The organism is Flavobacterium cauense R2A-7 (assembly GCF_000498475.1).
GTDB classification, from domain to species: Bacteria; Bacteroidota; Bacteroidia; order Flavobacteriales; family Flavobacteriaceae; genus Flavobacterium; species Flavobacterium cauense.
In genome coordinates, this window is record NZ_AVBI01000014.1 from 237,564 (window position 1) to 255,252 (window position 17,689).

Annotated in this window: 17 protein-coding genes; 5 read left to right on the top strand and 12 right to left on the bottom strand. The window is 39.0% G+C overall.

Translation table 11 applies throughout. The annotated features are described in order from the left end of the window. Positions 1-85: 85 nt before the first annotated feature. The 3 genes from FCR2A7T_RS07190 (at position 86) to tsaB (ending at position 3,532) form a co-directional block, all read left to right on the top strand. Entirely contained in the window at positions 86-1,468 is a 1,383-nt protein-coding gene (locus FCR2A7T_RS07190; protein ID WP_023570620.1) for a TolC family protein, read from the top strand. 3 nt (positions 1,469-1,471) lie between these two features. Beyond that, on the top strand, positions 1,472-2,788 hold the full coding sequence (locus FCR2A7T_RS07195) for an efflux RND transporter periplasmic adaptor subunit (protein ID WP_023570621.1): 1,317 nt from the start codon (positions 1,472-1,474) through the stop codon (positions 2,786-2,788). A gap of 72 nt (positions 2,789-2,860) precedes the next feature. Continuing rightward, positions 2,861-3,532: a tRNA (adenosine(37)-N6)-threonylcarbamoyltransferase complex dimerization subunit type 1 TsaB gene (gene tsaB / locus FCR2A7T_RS07200; protein WP_023570622.1), complete on the top strand. Its 672-nt coding sequence runs from the start codon at positions 2,861-2,863 to the stop codon at positions 3,530-3,532. On the opposite strand, the gene FCR2A7T_RS07205 is transcribed toward tsaB, so the two are convergent. From FCR2A7T_RS07205 to FCR2A7T_RS07220, 4 genes are all read right to left on the bottom strand, one after another. After that, positions 3,522-4,292: a mechanosensitive ion channel family protein gene (locus FCR2A7T_RS07205; RefSeq protein WP_023570623.1), complete on the bottom strand. Its 771-nt coding sequence runs from the start codon at positions 4,290-4,292 to the stop codon at positions 3,522-3,524. The genes tsaB and FCR2A7T_RS07205 overlap by 11 nt on opposite strands. A 5-nt stretch (positions 4,293-4,297) precedes the next feature. Next, positions 4,298-6,319 (bottom strand): thioredoxin domain-containing protein, encoded by a 2,022-nt coding sequence (locus FCR2A7T_RS07210; protein WP_023570624.1) that lies wholly within the window; start codon positions 6,317-6,319, stop codon positions 4,298-4,300. A gap of 62 nt (positions 6,320-6,381) precedes the next feature. Then, positions 6,382-6,585 (bottom strand): dodecin family protein, encoded by a 204-nt coding sequence (locus FCR2A7T_RS07215; protein ID WP_023570625.1) that lies wholly within the window; start codon positions 6,583-6,585, stop codon positions 6,382-6,384. 93 nt (positions 6,586-6,678) lie between these two features. Further along, positions 6,679-7,578 carry a NifU family protein gene (locus FCR2A7T_RS07220; RefSeq protein WP_023570626.1) on the bottom strand — a complete coding sequence of 300 codons (900 nt, stop codon included), beginning with the start codon at positions 7,576-7,578 and terminating at the stop codon, positions 6,679-6,681. A gap of 225 nt (positions 7,579-7,803) precedes the next feature. Here FCR2A7T_RS07220 and FCR2A7T_RS07225 point away from each other — a divergent pair, with 225 nt between their 5' ends. Next, complete coding sequence (locus tag FCR2A7T_RS07225) at positions 7,804-8,808, top strand: PorP/SprF family type IX secretion system membrane protein (RefSeq protein ID WP_023570627.1); 1,005 nt, start codon at positions 7,804-7,806, stop codon at positions 8,806-8,808. 49 nt (positions 8,809-8,857) lie between these two features. Beyond that, positions 8,858-9,376 (top strand): gamma carbonic anhydrase family protein, encoded by a 519-nt coding sequence (locus FCR2A7T_RS07230; protein ID WP_023570628.1) that lies wholly within the window; start codon positions 8,858-8,860, stop codon positions 9,374-9,376. Here FCR2A7T_RS07230 and murI read toward each other — a convergent pair. From murI to FCR2A7T_RS07270, 8 genes are all read right to left on the bottom strand, one after another. Continuing rightward, positions 9,373-10,152 (bottom strand): glutamate racemase, encoded by a 780-nt coding sequence (gene murI / locus FCR2A7T_RS07235; RefSeq protein WP_023570629.1) that lies wholly within the window; start codon positions 10,150-10,152, stop codon positions 9,373-9,375. The two genes, FCR2A7T_RS07230 and murI, sit on opposite strands and share 4 nt — an antisense overlap. Positions 10,153-10,224: 72 nt before the next feature. Then, entirely contained in the window at positions 10,225-10,734 is a 510-nt protein-coding gene (locus FCR2A7T_RS07240; RefSeq protein WP_023570630.1) for an OmpH family outer membrane protein, read from the bottom strand. 23 nt (positions 10,735-10,757) lie between these two features. Then, complete coding sequence (locus FCR2A7T_RS07245) at positions 10,758-11,777, bottom strand: OmpH family outer membrane protein (RefSeq protein ID WP_035117834.1); 1,020 nt, start codon at positions 11,775-11,777, stop codon at positions 10,758-10,760. A gap of 38 nt (positions 11,778-11,815) precedes the next feature. After that, entirely contained in the window at positions 11,816-14,557 is a 2,742-nt protein-coding gene (gene bamA / locus FCR2A7T_RS07250) for an outer membrane protein assembly factor BamA (protein ID WP_035117740.1), read from the bottom strand. Next, complete coding sequence (locus FCR2A7T_RS07255) at positions 14,490-15,230, bottom strand: isoprenyl transferase (protein WP_035117742.1); 741 nt, start codon at positions 15,228-15,230, stop codon at positions 14,490-14,492. Before FCR2A7T_RS07255 ends, bamA begins: the two co-directional genes overlap by 68 nt. A 2-nt stretch (positions 15,231-15,232) precedes the next feature. Further along, on the bottom strand, positions 15,233-15,916 hold the full coding sequence (gene porG / locus FCR2A7T_RS07260) for a type IX secretion system protein PorG (RefSeq protein WP_023570634.1): 684 nt from the start codon (positions 15,914-15,916) through the stop codon (positions 15,233-15,235). 150 nt (positions 15,917-16,066) lie between these two features. After that, complete coding sequence (locus tag FCR2A7T_RS07265) at positions 16,067-16,951, bottom strand: NAD kinase (RefSeq protein ID WP_023570635.1); 885 nt, start codon at positions 16,949-16,951, stop codon at positions 16,067-16,069. Between the two features lie 15 nt (positions 16,952-16,966). Then, positions 16,967-17,626 carry a CBS domain-containing protein gene (locus tag FCR2A7T_RS07270; RefSeq protein WP_023570636.1) on the bottom strand — a complete coding sequence of 220 codons (660 nt, stop codon included), beginning with the start codon at positions 17,624-17,626 and terminating at the stop codon, positions 16,967-16,969. Positions 17,627-17,689 lie beyond the last annotated feature (63 nt).

A 17,689-nucleotide genomic window follows, 5' to 3' on the forward strand; every position in this document is an offset into this window, starting at 1 on the left:
GTAAAGAAATGCGTCTTATGTTTTTTAAGAATAAGAGATTACTCGCAATATCATATCTTTGTGTCTCTCTTTTCAAAAGAACCATATGAAAAGTACAACAACAATTAAGACCTTGTTTTTCGGTTTATTGCTCGTTTCCTTTCAGTCGAAAGCCCAAACTAAAAAGTGGACTTTGGAAGAATGTGTGAATTATGCCATGGAGAAAAACATTTCCATCAAAAATACAACTTTAGACCAGCAGCTGTCGGATATCTCGAAAAGAGATGCCATTGGTAATTTCTTGCCAACAATTAATGCGCAGGCAAATCATTCTTGGAACATAGGTTTGAACTTCAGTCCGGTTACCAATCAGGCGCAAACGCAAACCACACAATATTCTTCCGGTGGTTTAAATGCGAACATCGATATTTATAAAGGCTTGCAAAATCAGAACCAGCTTCGAAAAGCGAATCTTTCGATAATCGCTTCAAAATATCAATTAACCAAGATGCAGGAAGATGTGTCGCTGAATGTGGTGAATGCATATCTGCAGATTATTTTCAATAAAGAAAACCTGAAAGTGCAACAAGAGCAGTTGGCTTACGACACCAAGCAATTGGAGCGTTCTCAGGAGTTGGTGGATGCCGGAGTAGTACCTAGGGGGGATTTGTTGGATGTGAAAGCAACAGTAGCAACCGATAACCAAAGACTGGTTGCTGCAGAAAATGCACTGCTGATTTCCAAATTAAGTCTTGCACAATTGCTGCAATTGGAGAATTTTCAGGAATTTGATATTGCCGATGCTTCTGCCCCCGTTGCAGAAAGCTCTATTTTATTACAGGATCCGAAAGCGATTTTCGACAAAGCCAAAGAAACCCGTACCGATATAAAACTGGCAGCAACCAATGTGGATATTGCTGAAAGGGATTTAAAAATCGCCCGTGGCGGATACCAACCGTCATTGTCGGGATTTTATGGTTTTAATTCCCGCGTTGCTTATGCAGATAGAGTGGTAGGGTACGATCCGGTGACCGGAACACCTGTTACTGCGGCCCCATTGCCGTTTTTTACACAATTAAGTGATAATAAAGGTCATAATTTCGGAGTGTCACTTAATGTCCCGATTTTAAACGGTTTTTCTGTGCGAAACAATGTAGCCCGTTCCAAAGTGGCATTAGAGCGTTCCAAGATTAGTCTGGAACAAAAAGGATTGGACTTGGAACGTACGGTCTATACGGCTTATACGGATACAAAAGGTGCGCTGAAATCCTATGAAGCAGCGGTTTCGACTTTAGAATCCCGACAACAGGCTTTTAATTATGCCAAAGAACGCTACGAAGTTGGCTTGATGAATGTCTTTGATTTCAATCAGTCACAAACGTTATATGTGAACGCGCAATCAGAAGTATTGCGTACTAAATATGATTATATTTTCAGAACCAAAATATTAGAATTTTACTTCGGAATCCCGATTGTATCAAAACAATAAATCATGACAACAAAAACAAAATATTTAATTTTAGGAGGCGTACTGGCTTTAGCCGGAGTGTTGGTTGTATTAAGCAAGAAAGGTGTTATCGGAAACAAAGAAACCGGTAAAGAAGTGGAAACCGCTACAACCGATGCCATAACCATTGTGGAAACCGTTTCGGCAACCGGAAAAATTCAACCTGAAGTTGAAGTCAAAATAGCTTCTATGGTTTCGGGGGAAATTATTGATTTGCCCATCAAAGAAGGTCAGGAAGTTAAGAAAGGGGATTTATTGGTGAGAATCAATCGCGATATTTATGTTTCGGGGGTGAACCGTACCGTGGCCTCATTGTCAACCACGAAAGCAGGTTTAAATCAAGCCGAAGCACAACTGAAGGAAGCTAAAGGAAATTACGATCGAAATAAAAGATTATTTGAAAAAGGCGTAATCTCTAAATCGGAATGGGATAAAGTGGTTGCGGCTTATGAAGTGGCACAAGCGAACAAGCAATCGGCATATTTTAACATGAAAAGTGCCGCGGCGAGTTTAACAGAAGCCAACGATAATCTTGATCGAACCAATATTTATGCTCCGGCTGACGGAACCATTTCTAAATTGGATGTTGAGTTAGGGGAACGCGTTTTAGGAACCCAACAAATGGCGGGAACCGAATTACTTCGTGTAGCCAACCTGAACAACATGGAAGTGGAAGTGGATGTGAATGAAAACGATATCGTAAAAATAAGCATCGGTGATGAAGCAAAAATTGAAGTGGATGCTTACCTGAAAAAAGAATTCAAAGGGGTTGTAACCAGTATTTCCAACTCTTCAGTTGCCACTACATCTGCAGATCAGGTGACAAATTTTAAAGTGAAAGTCCGCATTCTGAAAGAATCCTACATGGATTTAATGGAAGGAAAACCGGCTAATTTCTCGCCGTTCCGTCCGGGAATGACCGCTACCGTTGATATTATTACCACAAGAAAAGAAAATGTTCTGGCAGTGCCTATTAGTGCGGTGGTAATGAAAACGGATACTACAGCGACTAAAAAAGATGTGGTGAAAGAACTGGAAAAAGAACAAGAGGAAAAAATTAAAGGCTCAACCGATAAAAAATACGAATGTGTTTTTGTGAAAGTTGGCGATAAAGCGAAACTTCGTGTGATTAAAACCGGCATTCAGGACGATACCAATATCGAAGTGGTAAGCGGTTTGAAAAAAGGCGACGTGATCATCATCGGTCCGTACACAACGGTAACCAAAGAATTGAATCCGGACGATAAAGTCACCATTAAGAAAAAAGATTCCGAAGAAAAGGAAAAGGATAAAAAAGCATAACATAAAGGCTTTCGGTTTTACTGAAGGCCTTTTTTAATTCTAAACCGTATCTTTGCCAATAATTTTAAACTCATGGCCTACATTTTAAATATCGAAACGGCAACTAAAAATTGTTCGGTAACCGTTGCCAACCAAGGAAAAACGATTGTTTGCATTGAAGTGGCGGAGGAAGGGTATTCCCATGCCGAAAAGCTGCATCTTTTCATTGAAGAAGCTTTGCAGAAAGCCGGAATCACTTTTCAGGATTTGAAAGCCGTAGCGGTAAGTCAGGGTCCGGGTTCTTATACCGGATTGCGCATTGGGGTTTCCGCGGCAAAAGGATTGTCTTATTCGCTGAACATTCCGCTGATTGCTGTGGATACTTTAGAAGCCTTGGCGCGCAAAATTACTATTGAAAGCGGCGTTATTGTTCCGATGATTGATGCCCGTCGCATGGAAGTTTTTACTGCTTTTTTTGATAAGAGTTATGCCAAAACACGCGATACAAAAGCCGAAATAATTGACGATACAACGTATTCAGAGGTGTCGGAGACAATCCATTTGGTTGGTGATGGCGCGATGAAATGCAAAGAAGTTTTGCATTCCGAAAAGGTTGTGTATCATGACGAAGTTGTATATCCGTCTTCCAACGAAATGAGTCTGATGTCTTTTGAAAAGTACAAAAAAAGCGACTTTGTGGATGTCGCTTATTTTGAACCTTTTTATCTGAAAGACTTTGTGATGACTACCAAAGCTAAAGCTTAACAATACTTTTACTCTGTTCCAGGATATCGGAATTCACCGAAGATAAATCGGCATTCTTTACCCAAACCCTAACGGCGAAATTAACGGTAGCATCTGTAAGTTCGTTTACCGTGACTTCCGGAGCCGGTGATTTCAGTACTTTTGGATGGTTTTTTACAATCGATTCCAATTCGTTTTTTACGACTTTGATGTCCGAATCATAACCGGTGCGTACAATCAAATCACTGCGACGCATGTTCTTTTGAGAGAAGTTTTTGATTTTCCCGTTGGATAAAACACCATTAGGAATATAAATAATCTGATTTTGTGCCGTGAGGATTTTGGTAGTGAAAATATGAATTTCCATCACTTTTCCGGTTTCGCCCTGCGCTTCGATGTTGTCGCCCACCTTAAACGGTTTGAACATGATAATCAGCATTCCGCCCGCAAAATTGGATAACGAACCCTGCAACGACATCCCCACGGCCAAACCGATGGCTCCAAAAATGGCAACGAAAGACGTGGTTTCGATTCCGAGTCGGGAAATAACTGTTACAAAAAGCAAGATTCGGGCGCCCCAGATTAAAATATCAGAGATGAACTGAATTACGGTCGGCTCCAGCTCGCGTTTGACCATGATGCGTTCTGCGACTTTACGGAAGATCTTAATCCCCCAAATACCAATCAACGCGATTAAAATTGCCGATACTACTCTCGGGGAATAATCAATCAGTACATTAAAATAATGCACAAAAAAGTTGTTCATTTTTTCTACTTCCATGGCTTTTAGCTAATTTTCAGTGCTGCTACTGTGGTTTCTAATGAAGTGTTGGGCAGCAAACAGTTTTTATTTTGGCAAATATAAAACAGAAGATTTTGTTCGTCAAACCGACTTTGCAAAAAAGGTAGTTCGGATGCTTTTGTGGATCCGGCAAGTATAATGTTTGGTAAATATTCAGCTTGTATTTTTCGGATGTTTTCCAAAGCATTTTTTCCGCAAACGGCCAGTTCTTTATTGTCATCCGATTGATTCAGCCAAAGGTTCAGCCAGTTCGAATACGCCGAAGCATAATCCATATTCGGAATCATGTGATGCAACATCTGCAGTGCGGTTTTTTCGTAATAACCGTTGTGGAACAAAATACCCAGCACATATAAATTATTCGCCATGACCGAATTGGATGCCGGAATCACATTGTCTTCGGTTTCAAAATGCGGAGCAATCAGTTGTTCTCCATCACGTGAAGTAAAGGTGAAAAACTGTTTTTCTTCGTCGTAAAAATGTTCTAAGCAATAATCGATCAGTTGTTTGGCCTGATGTAAATACGATTCTTCCAGAGTAGCCTGATACAAGGCAATAAAAGCTTCGATGACAAAAGCATAATCTTCCAGAAAACCGGTGATGGTACTTTTGCCGTTTTTATAGGAATGCCAAAGAAACCCATCGGTAGACCATTGTTTGTCGGTGATAAATTGCGCATTTTTCTTTGCGACGGTAAGATAATGTTCGTGGCCCAATGCAGTATAAGCGTCGACATAGCCTTTGAGCATAATCGCATTCCACGAGGTTAGGGATTTGTCGTCCAATCGTGGTTTTGGGCGTTTTTCTCTTTCGTTGAAAAGGAGTTGTTCCCAGTTTTTCTTTTTATCGAGTAGTTCGTTTTCGGTCAAGCCGAATTGCGATGCGATGGTTTCGGCAGATTGACTCTGAATCAAAACATAATTGTCGTGTTCCCAATAGCCGAAATCGTTCACGTTGAAAAGGGCTGCGAACATTTCAAAATCCTCTTTCAATAGCTGTTGCAATTGCTCTTTTTTCCAGACATAAAAAGCGCCTTCTTCCAAAACGCCGACTTCATTAAGGCTATCCGCGTCAAGCGCCGAATAAAAAGCATTGTCCGAATTGTATAATTCGCGTTCCACGAAAGTCAGTGTTTTTTCAATAACGTTCTTATAAAGTGGATTCTGAGTTCTTTTATACGCTTCGGAATACAACGAAATCAGTTGTCCGTTGTCGTACAGCATTTTTTCGAAATGAGGCACGTGCCAACGCATGTCGACCGAATATCTTGAAAATCCGCCGTCCACTGTGTCGAACAAACCTCCGTAGGCCATCCGCGTCAGGGTTAAGTCGACAAATTCAAGTAAGTCCTTTGATTGTGTTTGATAACCGTATCGTTGTAAAAACAGATAATTGTTGGGCATCATAAATTTCGGGGCTCGGGCATAACCGCCAAATTCCCAGTCGAAACTTTTAGACCATTTTTCGACTAAAGGTTTGATGTTGTTGGGATTGCTTTTTGCTTCGGAATGATTTTTCTCCACTATACCCAGAATCTGAATGCCCTGATGGAGTTTCTCGGCATATTCCATCATGCGCTCGGGTTCTGTTGTATATAAGTTTTGTAATTGCCCGAGAATATCCATCCAGTTGTCCTTTTTGAAGTACGTGCCGCCCCAAACCGGTCGTCCGTCGGGCAAACAAACCACGTTTAAAGGCCATCCGCCCTGTTTGGTCATTAGTTGCACGGCTTTCATGTAAACGGCATCGACATCCGGTCGTTCTTCACGGTCGACTTTTATCGAAATGAAGTTTGCATTCATTACCCTGGCAACAGTTTCGTCTTCAAAACTTTCATGTTCCATTACGTGACACCAATGGCATGCGGAATAGCCAATACTGACAATGATGAGTTTGTTTTCGTTTTTTGCGGCTTTTAGCGAGGTATCGTTCCAGGCTTTCCAATGAATCGGATTGTTGGCGTGTTGCAATAGGTACGGACTGGTTTCATGTTGTAATTCGTTCATAAGAAGTATAAAAAAAAGCGTCCAAAAATTTGAACGCTTAAAGATACGGTGATTTCTTAAAATTATTTGATTTCAAAAGACAGTTTCAGGTTCACACGGTATTCGGTTACTTTTCCATCTTCGTTTACCACGGCACTTTGTTCCTGAACATATGCGGAACGAATGTGTTTTAAGGTTTTGGATGCTTCTGCAACGCCTTTTCTTGTGGCTTCTTCCCAGCTCACATCGGAACTGGATAGAATTTCGATAACTTTCATTACTCCCATAATATGTTGTTTTTTAAGGTTCTAACTATTAAAATTAGAGCGTAATTTCCTGAAAAACAATTCTATGGGGAAATTTTAGAGCAACGGTTGGAATTATCCGTTCACTGCTTCCACTTTGATTTCTTGATCGTGAAGCATTTCTTTTAACATGTTCTCGATTCCGTTTTTAAGGGTAAAGGTCGAAGAAGGACATCCGCTGCAGGCGCCTTGTAGTACAACTTTTACTCTTTTTTCTTTTTCATCAAACGATTGGAAGGCAATGTTTCCGCCATCGGATTGTACGGCCGGTTTTACATATTCTTCCAAAATATTGATGATTTGTTGGGAAGTGGTATCCAGTTTGTCGAAATATTCTTCCTGTTGTTTTTCGTGATTGGCTGTTTTTACGAGCTGCGTTTCATCGATAACGGTTTTTCCTTCTTCGATATACATTTTAATGAACGAACGGATTTCCTGTGTGATTTCCATCCATTCGGCAACATCGTATTTGGAAATGGAAACGTAATTTTCGTCGATGAAAACTTCTTTTACAAACGGGAAACTGAAAAGTTCTTTTGCGATAGGCGCTGCAGCTGTCTCATCGATATTTTTGCATTCCACCGCAGTTTTGGTAAGCATTTTACTGGCCACGAATTTCATCACCGATGGGTTAGGAGTGGTTTCACTGTAAACGGTTACCGGAACTTTTTTGTTCGCTGATTCTTCGATGTTTAGAATTTTTCCGCCTTTATCCACAAATGTTTCAATTTGTTCGGCTAACAATTCTTTTACTTCATTCCATTCCACAATCGAAAATTTCTCGATGGCAATAAAATTTCCAGAGATGTAAACGGTTTTTACAAACGGAAGGTAAAACAATTGTTTTGCCAATGGGGACGGTGCGGTTTCGTCTATGTTTTTGAATTCAAAATTCTGATTTCTGGAGATGAATTCAGGAAATTCAAACTTCATTATGGCAGGATTCTGTGTTTCTTTTATTGTTACTTTCAACATGATTTTTGTGATTTTTTGCAAATTTAGTGAAGTTATATCCTTTGAATAAGTATATTTGGCTTTTTAAAGAAAAAATTAACACAACAATAAGGTTTTTTTAAAATTTTATTGTACAATATTGTCTTACAGTTGTTTTTCTTATTCAAAAATTTATATATTTGGTGAGTTTGAAAAATATCGGTAATTTTTTTCAACTAAAGAGTCTGTTTTCAATAAAAAGGAATTATGAATATACTAAAAAAGCGCTTTTTACTTTTAGCTTTCTTTTTGACACAACTATCATTCTCTCAGGAGGGTGTTGCAGTTTATTCGGATTATTTGTCTGATAATTATTATTTGATTCACCCGTCTATGGCCGGAGCTGCGAATTGTGCTAAAGTCAGATTGACAGCACGTCAGCAATGGTTTGGCCAGTCGGATGCACCAAGACTGCAAACATTAAGTTTCAACACCGCTTTAGGGGAAGAAGGTACTTCAGCTTTTGGGGCTATTGCTTTTAATGACCGTAACGGTTACCATTCGCAAAAAGGAGCTAAAATTACTTATGCGCACCATATTCGTTTTTCGAAAGGAAATGATGATTTGAACATGTTGTCTTTTGGGGCAAACGTTGGAATTATTCAGAGTATGTTGGATGAGACACAGTTCGAGCCGACTTTTGACCCGATTGTAGACGGAACCATCAAGCAAAAGTATTCTTATTTTAACGTTGATATCGGGATGTCATACCACTTGGTAGATTTCTATACGCATGTTACCGTAAAAAATGCAATCGAAACAAGACGTAAGATCTATACTGAGTTCGAGGATGATAACTTGAGAAAATTCCTTTGGTCTGCTGGATATACTTTTGGTAAAGAGGACGGACTTTTGTGGGAGCCCTCTTTCATGTTCCAAATGACTGAAAAAACCAAAGAAAAATCTATTGACGTAAACTTAAAAGTGTACAAAACAATGGAAGAGTTTGGTAAAATCTGGGGAGGTTTGTCTTACAGAAGAAGTTTTGACGCAACTCAGTACTCCAGTGGAGGATCAGTAAAAGATCAAACTTTACAGTATATTACTCCGATTGTAGGGGTTAATTATAAAAATTTCATGGCGGCTTACACGTATTCTTATTTAACAGGTGCTGTTAAGTTTGATAACAGTGGGTTTCACCAGCTAACTTTAGGATTCAATTTTAATTGTAAGAGAGAGCCTTACCATTGTAACTGTCCTGCAGTTAATTAATTATAAAATTAATTGGTCCCGATTTATCGGGACTTTTTTTTGTTTACTTATGGCATTAATTAAAGAAGTTAAAGGAAAGTATCCTCAAATACCGGAGGATTGTTATGTGGCGGATAATGCCACTATTGTTGGCGATGTTTCTTTTGGAGCGTCCTGCAGTGTATGGTTCAATGCGGTGGTTCGCGGGGATGTCCATTTTATTAAAATTGGTAACAAGGTGAATATTCAGGATGGGGCCATTATTCATTGTACCTATCAAAAACATCCTACTGTAATTGGAAACAATGTTTCTATCGGTCATAATGCTATTGTACACGGTTGTACTGTTCACGACAATGTGCTAATTGGTATGGGTTCCATTGTTATGGACAACTGCGTAATTGAAAGCAATTCGATTGTGGCTGCGGGTTCTGTGGTTACACAAAACACTACGGTTGAATCCGGGACGATTTATGCTGGGATTCCGGCTAAGAAGGTTAAAGATATCAATGCTTCTGATTTCGCGGGTGAAATCGAACGTATTTCTAATAATTACGTGATGTATTCGAGTTGGTTTAAAGAAGATTAAAACTCTTTTTCAAAAACATCGTTTGAGAAGCCAAGTATTTCTTTTAATACTTTGGAATCACTGTTTGTATAAAAGATCTGCTTTTTCTTTTCTTCGGAAAGATTTAGCAGATTATTTTTTTCCAGTACTTTCTTGGTTTGTTTGGCAACAGCTGCTCCAGAATCGATGATTTTGATGTGTTCCGGGATGATTTTTTTTATCTGTGGAATAAGATAAGGGTAATGGGTGCAACCGAGTACCAGATAGTCTATATTCGCCTCAACCATTGGTTTCAGGTATTCGTTCAGCAGGCCTGTCATTTCTTCGGATTCCATTTTCCCTTCTTCGATGAGCTGCACCAAGCCAAAACCGATTTGTTCAATGATTTTTACGTTGGAATAGGTTTCCACCGCTTTATTGAAAAGTTCGCTGTTTAGTGTGCCTTTGGTGGCTAATATGCCTATGGTTTCCGTTTCGGTTTGATTTGCTGCCGGTTTTATGGCCGGTTCAATGCCGATAAAGGGAACATTGTATTTTGCACGCAATTCCTTAATGGCATTCGTAGTGGCGGTGTTGCAGGCTACTACTATGATTTTACAGCCTTGCTCTAATAACAGTTCTGTATTTTTACAGCTTAATTGTATTATTTCCTCCTTCGTTTTTTGTCCGTATGGGGCATTTTTACTGTCTGCCAGATAGATAGTGTTTTCATTGGGAAGAAGCTGGTGTATTTCTTTCCAGATGGAAGTGCCTCCGATACCGGAGTCGAAGATGCCTATGGGGTTTGTGCTGCTCATAAAACAAATGTAAAAAAAAACTGCCTCGATTTTTTAGCGCGAGACAGTTTTTTGTATTCTTGAAAAAGTGAATTAGAATCCTAATTCTTTTTTAACATCAGCTAATAAGTTTGGACCGTCTGCAACGATAACTCCGCTTCCGCTTGTTGCATCCAATACGTATTGGTATCCTTTCGCTTTCGCTACTTTTTGAATAGCAGTTCTGGCTTTGTCCATGATTGGTTTTACAAGATCCATTTCTTTTTGTTGCAATTCTTTTTGTGCAGTGTCTCTGTATTGTTGGATACGGGAACCCATATCCTGCATTTCTTTTGCACGGGTTTCGTTAACAGCTTCGGTTACAGTTGTAGCTTCCGATTCGTATTTTTTCATTTTATTTTGGTACTCAGTTACCATGGTTTTGTATTCGTTGTCGTAAGTCTCGCTTATTTTTTTAACCTGAGCCTGAGCGGTTTTCATTTCCGGCATTGTAGTCATCAATTCCTGAACGTCGATGTGCGCCACTTTAGCCTGAGCCGACATTGTTTGATTAGCACCCATGAAAAGTGCGGCAGCGATAAGTAAAGTTTTTAATTGTTTCATTGTTAAAATAGTTGTTAATGATTTTAATTTTTGTTTTCCTCTTTTTTCTTTTTCAAAGCTTCTTCTTTTTCTTTTTTAGCTTTTTCCCGGTCTTCTATTATTTTTTTGCGTTTTTCATCCAGAATTTTTTTTCTTTCGTCAAGTAGTTTCTGGCGTTCTTCCACTGCGGTTTTACGTTTTTCTTCCGCGTCTGTTTTTTTCTTTACCATTATGGAATCCGTTGCGGCTTTTTCAGCAGTTTTATTCGCAGCAACAGTATTTCCTTTTTCGTCTTTACTGTTTTCTTTTTTCCCGGCTTTATTTTTTCGTTCTTCCAGTTGTTGTTTTCTGCGATCTTCTATGGCTTTTTTCTTTTCAGCAGCAGCCAGTTTTCGTTCTTCTGCCAATTTTTCTCTGGCGGCTTTTTTCTCGTCAAGTTTTTTCTGTCTTTCAATCTGATCCGGATTTTCGGCTGCCATATCATCTAAAGCGTCCTGTTTTTCCTGTTCTTTTACCTGTTTTTTAGACATCTGCTCTTTCTTTTGAGCTCTTACCAATACTCTTAAAACACGATCGCTAAGATCGAAGCGTTGTGCGGCAAAAAGCATGGTCATGTCGGAAGACTTGTCAAATACAAAATCGTATTTCTGTGCTTCGGCAATATCCTGAACGGCTGTAAAAACCTGATCCTGTATTGGTTTTATTAATGTAGCTTTCTGAATCATCAGGTCGCCGTTGGGACCGAATCGTTTTTGCTGGTAATCCAATAAATCTTTTTCAAGGAACGCAATGGCTTCTTCTCTTTCTGCAATCAATTCTTTGGTTAGAAGAACCTTTTCGGTATTCAAATTATCTTTAAGCCTGTTGATTTCAGTTTTTTTAACCTCAATCTCCTGTTTCCAGACCTGTGCTTTTTGTTCGAGTTGGTTTTTTGCTTCGGCATAATCAGGAGCTTTCTCCAGAATATAGTCCATGTCGATGTATCCAACTTTTACCCCTTTACCTTGGGCATTAGCGGCTGAAAAAGCCAGAGCAACAAGTGCGATTAAAAAATATTTTCTCATAACGTTGATAAAGTTAATTTCAACTATCATGCCAAACTTTAAAATTGTTGGCCAATGATGAAATGGGTTTGCCATCCGCTTTTTTGGGTTTCGCCCGGAAGTGCATCAAATCCGTGGGCAAAGTCAATCCCTAATAAACCGAAAGCCGGCATAAATACTCTCAAACCAAATCCTGCCGAACGTTTTAAAGCAAACGGATTGTATCCTTTAAAGGAATCGTAGGATGCACCTCCTTCAACGAAGGTGAGGGCGTAAATTGAAGCGGATTGCGCCAATGTAATTGGGTAACGTAACTCCAATGAAAACTTATTGTAAATTGTTCCTCCTGTTTGTTGTCCTCGTTTTGGTCCTGATTCAATAATTGGCGCTAAGGATTGATTCGGATAACCTCTTAACTGGATCATTTCACGACCGTCCATAGAGAAATTCGCCAATCCGTCTCCTCCTAAATAAAATCTTTCAAACGGTACCAGACCTCTGTCGCTGTTGTAAGCGCCCAAGAATCCGAATTCTCCCAATGAGCGTAAAACAAGCTTCTCGTATACTTTCGTATACCAATCTGCTTTGAATTTAATTTTATAATATTCTAACCAGTTAAAACGTTTTTGATCCACTTTAGCTGCGTCGGCAGCGGCTAAGTGATAATCGTTATTGGCTACAGCATTTCCGTTTTCATCCAAATACGTACCGGCAGGCACATAAGTACCATCAGTGGTTTGTTGATTTTGACTAGTTCTCAGTTTATTTTCCTCTAAGTTACCTAAATTTTTGTAATCTACTCCATTCAGCAAAGAATATGGTAGTGTAAATTTACCCGTAACTGAAAATTCAGAACCGTAAGTAGGGTAAATTGGATTGAAACCTTTACTGTTTCGGGATAAACCGATAGTGTAAGTAAGGTTACGTGATGAACCGTTTCCAAAGGTGAATAAACCGGAGAAATAATTGTTCAGGTCGTAATATTGGAATGCTATGGATTGTGATAAGATGAAGTAATCGTCCGGCACCGTTAATTTTTTCGCAATTCCCATGGATATGGAAGTGATGTTGAAACTTTGGTTACGGGTTACGTCACGCGTTGAATAGTTGTATAAAAACTGTTTACTGTGTGATAAGGATGTAGAGAAACTCACCGGTTTCTTTCCTCCGAACCAAGGTTCTGAAAAAGAGATGCTATAGGTTTGGAAATAGGAACTTCCTTGTAAACGCAATGACATTTTTTGACCGTCACCCATAGGTAAAGGTTTGTAGGCGTCTTTCTTTAAAAGATTTCGAACTGAGAAGTTGTTGAACGAAAGCCCTAAAGTTCCAATAAATCCGCCACCGCCATAACCTCCTTGTAGTTCTACCTGGCTGGATCCTTTTTCTACCAGATTATAGTTGATGTCTACCGTACCATCGGCGCCATTTGGTTTTACATCCGGTTTCAAAGCTTCCGGATCGAAGAAACCTAACTGTCCTAATTCACGGATGCTTCGGATTACATTGTCCTTGCTCCATTTTTGACCCGGTTTTGTTCGTAATTCACGATATATTACGTAATCATTTGTTTTGTCATTTCCGGTAACTGTCACATTGTTAAAATAGGCGATGGGACCTTCGGTGACTCTGATTTCGAAATCGATAGTATCGTTAACGGTTTTAACTTCAACGGCATTAATATTGGAGAACAAATAACCGTTGTTTTGATAAAGATTGGTTAAATCTTCACCGTCCGGTTTTGATTTGTCGGCAATGCGCTCCTGAAGGAGTTTTCCATTGTAAACGTCTCCTTTTTTAATACCCAATATCTGATCTAAAGCCTGATTGTTGTAAACCGTATTACCCAAATAACGGATGTCTCCAAAATAATATTTTCGCCCTTCTTCCAGGTTGATTTTGATGGCAACGGTATTTTTTTTGTCGTTGTAGGTTACGGTTTCATTTGTAATACGGGCATCACGAAAACCGTTTTCTTTGTATTTGTCTACAATGGATGTTAAATCTTCGTTGTATTTTTCTTTTATGAATTTTGAGGATTTTATAATTCTCATCGGGTTCAGGAAGCCTTTTTTCTTGGTGTTGGCCATGGCACGTTTAAGCTTTCCGGTTTTTAATTCCGAGTTGCCTACGAACTCAATGCTTTTGACTTTTACCTTTTTACCACGATCTACATTCACAACCATATTCACTCTGTTTTGAGTAGAATCGGGAATTGTATTGATGACTACTTTCGTATTATAGTATCCGTCTTTTTTATATTTGTTTTCGATGTAATTCTTAGTAGTGGTAAGGAGGTTTTCATTGACAACTTTATCCTTTTTAAGGTCATTGTCCTTAATCAGGTCGTCGATTTTTCCTTTTTTAACACCTTGAAATTTCACATCGTTAAGTTTTGGAAGTTCATTGATATTTAATTCCAGGTAAATACTATCGTTTTGAATTTTATCCACATAGAAGTTGATGTCGTTGAAAAGCCCCAGCTTCCATAGTTTTTTTATGGCGCTGCTGATTTCATCTCCGGGTACGGTTATGGATTGTCCTTTTTCAAGACCTGAAAATGTAATAATGGTTTGTTGATTGTAAGTTATCTTACCGGTAACGTCTACATTTGCAAGAACATATTGTTTTCCGGCTTCCGGAATATTGGTATCTTGGGCGTTTACTGCGGAAATACTTCCTAAAAATATGATAGCAAAAACTAGTTTTATAGTTTTTTGAAACATTCTGAAATTATTTAATTTGTTCACTTGTTTTTCCAAATCTTCGTTCTCTTTTTTGGTAACTGATAATTGCGTCATATAAATCTTTTTCTCTAAAGTCAGGCCATAATACATCCGTAAAATAGAACTCGGCGTAAGCGATTTGCCATAGCAAAAAGTTGCTGATACGGTGCTCGCCACTGGTTCTGATTACTAAATCTACATCGGGCAGATTGTGCGTGTAAAGATGCTGATTAATAATTGATTCATCAATATCAGTAATTGAAATTATATTATTTTTAACTTTATCGCTGATGTTTTTAATGGCAGTAACAATTTCCTCTCGGGAACCGTAGCTTAAGGCCAGCGTTAAAGTCATTCGTTTATTGTCTTTTGTTTTTTCGATAACCTCCATTAATTCTTTTTTGACAGAGCCAGGAAGATTGTCCAGATTGCCGATGGAATTCAGTCGGATGTCGTTGTTCTGGAGTGTCTTCAGTTCTCCTTTTAAAGAGGATATCAACAATTTCATTAAGGTATCCACTTCCAGTTTGGGGCGGTTCCAGTTTTCGGTGGAAAAAGCATAAAGAGTAAGATTTTCGATACCTAATTTTGCACAGGCTTCTACTACAATCCGAACAGATTTGGTGCCTTTTTCATGACCAAACGCTCGGAGCATTCCTTTTTGTTTTGCCCAACGGCCATTACCATCCATGATGATTGCCAGATGCTTGGGTAAATTGTCTTTATTTATATTTTCAGTCACACTCATTTTTATTCTGCGCAGTAACAAGGGTTTTGTCCGAAGGTATACGTAAGGGTCACCCCCGTAAATACATACCAGTCATTACTGTTTAAATTTCCAAATTTTAAAGAAGCAAAATCGTTGTTTTTCGGATTGCTTCCATCTAAATTATCTGTAAAACTATATCTAACACCACTTTCCAGACCTAATACGAATTTGTCTGCAATGCGGGTTTTTAGACCCAAGGTCATTGGAATGGCCAATGAATAGCTGCTTTTGTCAATCTTCGTCTGTCCGTCCAGAACATACAATTCATCGTAACGGAGAAAACTCAGTCCGGTATGTACGTAAGGGGTGAATTGTACACCGCTTTCGTGCAGGTTGAAATCAAAAAAATTAAATTCCAGCCCTGCTGAAAGTTCTTTGATTTCATTCTCAAACCGATAGCCTCTCTTTTCTCTTGACGGGGCATCCGAGTCCAAATCGTTGGATGTTATTTTTGCCTGAGTATAAGAAAATCGGTAAGAATGTCTTATACTCCGGTTCCATTTGTACAAAATTCCGAAGCTTAAATCCTTAGGAGCAATGTATGTCGTGGGACCTACATCGCCAATGTAATTGCTTCCTCCTAAAAAAATACCCAATTCATTAATTTGAGCATTGGCTGAAATGCCGACCAGAAGAAAGAAAATTGCTGTAAAGATTCTCTTCATTTTGTTAAAATAGTGTGCAAATATAACAATATTGATTTCTAAACCGCTTTTATTGTTACATTTTCACAGGGTTAAAAGTAATAAAACTGTAAATAGTCTTTACCTAACGGAATTTGCAGGGGTTGTAGTATGTTTGGGGGCTAATTTTGTCTAGTTGCGTTTGTCTTCTCCCCAAAGTAATTTGTTTCGCAGGGTTTTTAGGAAACCTTCTTCGGGAAAATCAACCATATTTATGGTAAAAGGTGCTTTTTTGATGTGAATTTCATTCTCGTTTTCAATGGCTTTGGTGCCCGAGTCCAGGGAAACCAAAAATTGGGGTTCACGACCGGATACCTTTAGTTTTATTTCCGTTTCGTCGCAAATTACCAAAGGGCGTACGTTTAAATTGTGTGGTGCAATAGGGGTAATGACCAAACATTTCGATTCGGGGGTGATTACCGGTCCGCCACAACTTAAATTATAGCCGGTGGATCCTGTCGGAGTGGAAATAATCAAGCCGTCTGCCCAAAAAGAGGTAAGGTATTCACCGTTCAAACACGTTTCTATGGTTATCATGGAAGTAGTGTTTTTTCGGGAAACCGTAATTTCGTTTAAGGCAAAATTCAAATCAAAGATATCGCATGGATCCGGATAACATTCTAAACTGAGTAGCGTTCTTTGCGACAGTTTGTAATTGCCGTTGAATAAAAACGGTAGTAATTTTTCAATGGATTCCTGTTGTACATTGGCTAAAAAACCCAGTCTCCCGGCATTGATGCCTACGATAGGGATGTTTTTGCTTTTAACAAAAGTGGCTGCACGAAGCATGGTACCGTCGCCGCCGATACTGATGAAAAAATCGAAACTCTCGTTCAGTTCTGTGTGATTGGAAAACGTAGGGATTTCTTTTTCGAAAACGTTATTCTCGGACAAAATCGCATGATAATTAGCTTCGAAAACAACTTCTGCGTTGTTTTTTTGGGTCACTGTCAAAATTCTATCAATAATGGTTTTGGTGTTTTGCTGATAGGTTTGTCCGTAAATCGCTAACTTCATACCGTATTTTTCAATTTATATGTTTAAATATTTATCAAGGTAATCCGAACGGTCTTTGAGGTTGTTCAGATAAGCGTCTTCCTGATGCTCGCTAATGATTTCATAATTATAACGACGGAAAGTCTGGATGATTTCATTCATTCCGCCAAGGCTTAGTTTTACAGTCACCTGAATTTTTTCCAAATCGGAATAGGAGATGAAAAGTCCCAGTAAACGGGCACCATTACTTTCCACAATTTGAGTGATTTCACTCATTTTATAGTCTTTTACGGCTTTTTCCACTACAAGTACACCGCCGTCTTCCTTTAAAAAAGGGGTTTCGTGAAAACATTTGATGATGTCGGCCATTTCATAGTACCCGACATACGCATTGGTTTCGTCCAGAACGGGAATCACATTGGTTTCGTTTTTGGCAAACACTTCCAGAACATCCAGCCAATTCGTTGTTTTTCTTACGAAGAAACGTTCGAATGTATAACGAAATTCGCCAATTTTCCGGTCGCTGTCCAGCAGTTCCACATCTTCGGCACTGGCACAGCCAATGTAAACACCGTCTTCCAAAACCGGAAAGTGGCTGTAAGGGAACTCCAGAAATAAATCCTGCGCCACTTCAATGGTATCCTGAATGAGAATCGGTTCTACCTCTTTGTTGATATATTCTGTAATTTCAGTCATGATGTAAAATTGAAATCGACTGCAAAATAATCAAAAAATAGGACATTCTACCTTAATTTAACT